We start from the raw sequence: 5,665 nt of genomic DNA, 5'->3' as shown, positions 1-5,665 counted from the left end.
TGACCTCAACTCCTTCTTTACACCAAAATTGACAATCTTGACACTTTGTTGACAAATCTGTTTTCATACAATTTGGACAGTGCTCTTCTCCAATCCTCTCAAAAGTAGAATTACAGTCTGAACAAAGACAAGAGTCATCATTCTTCAGAAGTAAGAGACTACTAAAAGTTAAAACAGTCTTCATAGTCTGCCCACATAACAAACACTTCATAAGCCTGCCTCCTTGTTCATCTGCTGAATTTCCTTAATTGCCTTCTTGATTGAATCATTTAATCCGTCATGAAAGAAAAGCAAATCTCCTGTCGGTCTATCCATGCTTCGTCCAACTCGTCCACCAATCTGAATCAAACTAGACTTGGTAAACAAACGATGATTGGCCTCTACTACGAAAACATCCACACAAGGGAAGGTAACTCCACGCTCCAATATTGTCGTACTGATAAGTATTGTCAGTTCTCCATCTCGAAAAGCTTGTACCTGCTCCAATCTATCTTCTGTTACAGAAGATACAAAGCCAATTTTCTCATTTGGAAATTGCTCCTGTAAAATTTGTTTTAACTGCTCCCCTTTCTTAATTTCTGAAACAAAAATGAGTAACGGATAAGCTGTCTTTCTCTGCTTCTCAATATAGGACTTTAACTTTGGTGACAACCGATTTTTCTCTAAACAGTGATTAAAATCCGATAACCAGACAGGTTTAGGAATAATCAACGGATTTCCATGAAATCGTCTTGGCAAGCTCAATCGTTTTAGTTCTCCTAAACGGACCTTCCTATCTAACTCATCGGTCGAAGTCGCTGTTAAAAAGATTCTCAAGCCATTCTCCTTTACACTATTCTTGACAGCGTAGTAAAGCGTGGGATTGTCAACATAAGGAAAGGCATCTACTTCATCCACTATCAGCAAATCAAAAGCTTGATAAAACTTCAATAACTGATGGGTCGTCGCAACAACTAGTGGTGTTCGAAAATACGGCTCTGATTCTCCGTGTAGTAAAGATATCTCGCAAGCAAAATCATCTTGCAGGCGCTTGTACAGCTCCAAACAAACATCTATGCGAGGACTAGCCAAGCATACTGCACCACCCGCATTGATCACTTTAGCCACTACTTGATAAATCATTTCTGTCTTTCCAGCTCCCGTCACCGCATGTACCAAGGTTGGTTCCTGCTTGTCTACAGCTTGAATTAGTCCTTCTGACACCTTCTCTTGAAAAGGAGTTAATTTACCGCGCCATTTGAGAATATCTTGCTTCGGAAAATCCTCCTGCGGAAAATAGTATAAAGCATGATCACTCCTGACTCGCTTCATCAGTAAACACTCCCTACAATAGTAAGTACCGATGGACAAATACCATTCATCTAAAATAGCACTATCACAACGTTGACAGAAAAGTTTCCCTTTCTCCTTTCTCATTGCTGGAAGTTTCTCCGCCAACTGACGTTCCTCTTTAGTTAATTCATTCTCCGTAAACAACCGACCGAGATAATTTGGATTTACTTTCATACTTCTTTATTCGTAAAAATCTAGCGCTTTAGATGATTTTTTAGTACAATTAAATCATGGAATTTAGAACAATTAAAGAGGACGGACAAGTCCAAGAAGAAATCAAAAAATCCCGCTTTATCTGTCATGCCAAGCGTGTTTATAGCGAAGAAGAGGCTCGTGACTTCATTACTGCCATCAAGAAAGAGCACTACAAAGCTACGCACAACTGCTCTGCCTTCATTATTGGAGAACGTAGTGAAATCAAACGGACAAGTGATGATGGTGAGCCTAGTGGTACTGCTGGCGTTCCCATGCTTGGGGTACTAGAAAATCACAATCTTACTAATGTCTGTGTGGTAGTGACACGCTACTTTGGTGGCATTAAACTAGGTGCTGGAGGATTGATTCGTGCTTATGCTGGCAGTGTTGCCTTAGCTGTCAAAGAAATTGGCATCATTGAAATAAAGGAACAGGCTGGCATTGCTATTCAAATGTCTTACGCTCAGTATCAAGAGTACAGTAACTTCCTTAAGGAACATAATCTCATGGAACTGGATACAAACTTTACAGATCAAGTCGATACGATGATTTATGTTGATAAAGAAGAAAAAGAAAATATTAAAGCTGCACTTATAGAGTTTTTTAATGGGAAAGTCACTTTAACTGATCAAGGTTTACGAGAAGTTGAAGTTCCTGTAAACTTAGTGTAAATAATAGATAATACAGTGTTTCACTGACATTCTCACCGCTACTTTAATTAGCAAAATAAAAAGATGCTTGCCCAAACCTACTAGAAAATGAAGCAATTCAAAAAGAAAACAGATATCGTTCCACTTTACACCTATTTACTAGAATTAGCTTATCACAATCGCTTAAAAATTAATGGCTTAGACCTGTGATATAAAAAAATCCTATCACTTCGATAGGATTTCTATATTTTACAAATGGTATAGATAGCGTTATACTAGAGATATCTTATACAAAGAGGTATTCATATGTCTATTTATAACAACATTACTGAATTAATCGGTCAAACTCCGATTGTTAAACTCAACAACATTGTGCCAGAAGGGGCTGCGGACGTCTATGTAAAGCTTGAAGCATTCAACCCTGGTTCTTCTGTAAAAGACCGTATTGCTCTTAGCATGATTGAAAAAGCTGAACAAGACGGTATTCTGAAACCAGGTTCTACTATTGTTGAAGCAACAAGTGGAAACACTGGTATTGGACTTTCATGGGTAGGGGCTGCTAAAGGGTATAAAGTTGTTATCGTTATGCCTGAAACTATGAGTGTAGAACGACGTAAGATTATCCAAGCTTATGGTGCTGAACTCGTCCTAACTCCTGGTAGTGAGGGAATGAAAGGTGCTATTGCTAAGGCTCAAGAAATCGCTGCTGAACGTGATGGTTTCCTTCCTCTTCAATTTGACAATCCAGCTAATCCAGAAGTACACGAAAGAACAACAGGAGCTGAAATACTAGCTGCTTTCGGTAAAGATGGACTAGATGCCTTTGTTGCTGGAGTGGGTACCGGTGGAACGATTTCTGGTGTTTCTCATGCACTCAAATCAGCAAATTCAAGCATTCAAGTTTTTGCAGTAGAAGCAGATGAATCTGCTATTCTATCTGGTGAAAAACCTGGTCCTCACAAAATTCAAGGTATCTCAGCTGGATTTATTCCTGATACACTTGATACAAACGCCTATGATGGTATCGTTCGTGTAACATCAGACAATGCTCTTGCACTTGGCCGTGAGATTGGCGGAAAAGAAGGATTCCTTGTTGGCATTTCTTCAGCTGCAGCTATCTACGGAGCAATTGAAGTTGCTAAGAAATTAGGTACAGGTAAGAAAGTCCTTGCTCTAGCACCAGATAACGGCGAACGTTATTTGTCTACAGCACTCTATGAATTTGAAGTGTAGTCTCCTAAATACACTTAGCCCTTATTATAGGGCTTTTTGTTTATATCTTGAAAAGTAGAAGGCTCTTCCTATAGGAATCTACTACATAGAAAAAGGAAGCAATTTAGCTTCCTTTTTATTATTAGTTATTCAAGGCTGCTGCCATTGTAGCTGCAACTTCAGCTTCGAAGTCATTTGCAGCTTTTTCGATACCTTCACCAACTTCAAAGCGAGCGAACTCAACTACTGAAGCGTTAACTGATTCAAGGTATGCTTCAACTGTCTTGCTGTCATCCATGATGTAGACTTGTGCAAGAAGTGTGTAAGCTTGGTCAACTTTAGTGTTGTCAAGCATGAAGCGATCCATTTTACCTGGGATGATTTTGTCCCAGATTTTTTCTGGTTTACCTTCTGCAGCCAACTCAGCTTTGATGTCAGCTTCAGCTTGAGCAATCACTTCATCAGTCAATTGAGATTTTGATCCATACTTCAAGTGTGGAAGAGCTGGTTTGTTAACCATTGCACGGCTTTCATTATCTTGGTCGATTACGTGGTTCAATTGTGCCAACTCATCTTTAACGAATTGCTCATCCAATTCTTTGTAAGAAAGAACTGTTGGTTTCATCGCTGCGATGTGCATTGACAATTGTTTAGCAAGTGCTTCATCTCCACCTTCAACAACTGAAATAACACCGATACGTCCACCGTTATGTTGGTAAGCTCCAAAGTGTTGTGCGTCTGTTTTTTCAATCAATGCAAAGCGACGGAATGAGATTTTTTCTCCGATAGTTGCTGTTGCAGATACATATGCAGCTTCAAGTGTTTCACCTGAAGGCATTGTCAATGCAAGTGCTTCTTCGTTGTTAGCTGGTTTACCTTCAGCGATTACTTTAGCTGTAGCATTTACCAATTCAACGAATTGAGCATTTTTCGCAACGAAGTCAGTTTCAGCGTTTACTTCAATAACTGCTGCAACATTACCGTTAACGTAAACACCAGTCAAACCTTCTGCAGCAACACGGTCAGCCTTCTTAGCTGCCTTAGCCATACCTTTTTCACGAAGCAATTCAATAGCTTTTTCGATGTCACCGTCTGTTTCTACAAGCGCTTTTTTAGCGTCCATAACTCCGGCACCAGATTTTTCACGCAACTCTTTTACAAGTTTAGCTGTAATTTCTGCCATTTTGATTCTCCTATATTTTTTAAAAATAGGAGAGCCGGGCTAAGCCCCGCCCTCCTAGGTAATTACTATTTATATAAATTAAGCGTTGTCGCCTTCTACAACTTCAACGATTTCTTCAATTGAATCTGCTTGAGCTTCTGAAGCTGCAAATTCTGCTTCAACTGCTACTGCATCTTCACCTTGACGTCCTTCGATGATAGCATCAGCCAATTTAGCTGTAATCAATTTAACAGCGCGGATAGCATCATCGTTAGCTGGGATGATTACATCGATATCATCTGGATCAGTGTTTGTATCAACCATCGCTACAACTGGGATTCCCAATTTCTTAGCTTCTTTAACAGCGATTTGCTCTTTATGTGGGTCAACTACGTACATAACATCTGGGATACGAGGCATATCTTCGATACCACCCAAGAATTTTTCAAGACGTGCACGTTGTTTGTTAAGAAGTGCAACTTCTTTCTTAGGAAGAACTTCGAAAGTTCCATCTTCTTCCATACGTTTGATTTCTTTCAAACGAGCGATACGTTTTTGGATTGTTCCCCAGTTTGTAAGAGTTCCACCCAACCAACGGTGGTTGATGAAGTATTGACCTGAACGTACTGCTTCTTCAGCAACTGCATCAGCCGCTTGTTTCTTAGTACCAACGAACAATACAACTGCATCGTTAGCTGCTGCATCACGCATGAAGTCGTATGCTTGGTCAGCGTATTTTACAGTTTGTTGCAAGTCGATAACGTGGATTCCGTTACGCTCTGTAAAGATGTACTTAGCCATCTTAGGGTTCCAGCGACGAGTTTGGTGACCAAAGTGTACACCAGCCTCAAGAAGTTGTTTCATTGAAATTACTGCCATGAGTATTTCTCCTTTTTGTTTTTTTCCTCTTCTTGACTTCAACTCGCAAAACGACCCAAGGGCAACAGTTTCACAATTCATCAAGAATGAGTATTATCGTTTACACGACAGCTTTTATTTTATCATACTTCCTCAATAATTTCAAGCTATTTTAGTAGATTTTTAAAGTAAGTTCACTATATAAATCATCATAAAAGAGACTCGAATAGAGCCTCTTCATTTCATTCATTAGTTT

General features: G+C 39.5%; 5 protein-coding genes and 2 pseudogenes. 3 read left to right on the top strand and 4 right to left on the bottom strand.

Going from position 1 to position 5,665, the window contains the following annotated elements; genetic code table 11:
• Positions 1-211, bottom strand: a pseudogene (locus tag RYK12_RS09835) (ComF family protein); the annotation flags it as partial.
• Positions 208-1,506: a DEAD/DEAH box helicase gene (locus RYK12_RS09830; RefSeq protein WP_314848812.1), complete on the bottom strand. Its 1,299-nt coding sequence runs from the start codon at positions 1,504-1,506 to the stop codon at positions 208-210. The pseudogene RYK12_RS09835 and the gene RYK12_RS09830, both read right to left, overlap by 4 nt.
• A 56-nt stretch (positions 1,507-1,562) precedes the next feature.
• Here RYK12_RS09830 and RYK12_RS09825 point away from each other — a divergent pair, with 56 nt between their 5' ends.
• The 3 genes and pseudogenes from RYK12_RS09825 to cysK all read left to right on the top strand — a co-directional run bounded on the left by RYK12_RS09825 (position 1,563) and on the right by cysK (position 3,410).
• A complete protein-coding gene (locus tag RYK12_RS09825; RefSeq protein ID WP_314848810.1) occupies positions 1,563-2,198 on the top strand; it encodes a YigZ family protein in 636 nt (211 codons plus the stop codon).
• A 93-nt stretch (positions 2,199-2,291) separates the two neighbouring features.
• A pseudogene (locus RYK12_RS09820) lies at positions 2,292-2,387 on the top strand (PH domain-containing protein); the annotation flags it as partial.
• Between the two features lie 96 nt (positions 2,388-2,483).
• The gene (cysK, locus tag RYK12_RS09815; RefSeq protein WP_261141478.1) at positions 2,484-3,410 is read left to right on the top strand and encodes a cysteine synthase A; all 927 of its coding nucleotides are present in this window, start codon (positions 2,484-2,486) and stop codon (positions 3,408-3,410) included.
• A gap of 121 nt (positions 3,411-3,531) precedes the next feature.
• On the opposite strand, the gene tsf is transcribed toward cysK, so the two are convergent.
• Both tsf and rpsB read right to left on the bottom strand, forming a co-directional pair.
• Positions 3,532-4,572 (bottom strand): translation elongation factor Ts, encoded by a 1,041-nt coding sequence (tsf, locus tag RYK12_RS09810; RefSeq protein WP_125452643.1) that lies wholly within the window; start codon positions 4,570-4,572, stop codon positions 3,532-3,534.
• Positions 4,573-4,650: 78 nt separating this feature from the next.
• Positions 4,651-5,430, bottom strand: a complete 780-nt coding sequence (rpsB, locus tag RYK12_RS09805) for a 30S ribosomal protein S2 (protein WP_007556349.1) — start codon at positions 5,428-5,430, stop codon at positions 4,651-4,653.
• Between the last annotated feature and the right edge of the window lie 235 nt (positions 5,431-5,665).

Source organism: uncultured Streptococcus sp. (genome assembly GCF_963518475.1).
Taxonomy (GTDB): Bacteria; Bacillota; Bacilli; order Lactobacillales; family Streptococcaceae; genus Streptococcus.
Note: the sequence above shows the minus strand (reverse complement) of the source record. Positions and strands in the feature narration are given on the sequence as shown.

Coding starts and splice junctions, on each gene's coding strand:
- RYK12_RS09830 (WP_314848812.1), bottom strand. CDS start 1,506: ATGAAAGTAAATCCAAATTATCTCGGTCGGTTGTTTACGGAGAATGAA.
- RYK12_RS09825 (WP_314848810.1), top strand. CDS start 1,563: ATGGAATTTAGAACAATTAAAGAGGACGGACAAGTCCAAGAAGAAATC.
- cysK (WP_261141478.1), top strand. CDS start 2,484: ATGTCTATTTATAACAACATTACTGAATTAATCGGTCAAACTCCGATT.
- tsf (WP_125452643.1), bottom strand. CDS start 4,572: ATGGCAGAAATTACAGCTAAACTTGTAAAAGAGTTGCGTGAAAAATCT.
- rpsB (WP_007556349.1), bottom strand. CDS start 5,430: ATGGCAGTAATTTCAATGAAACAACTTCTTGAGGCTGGTGTACACTTT.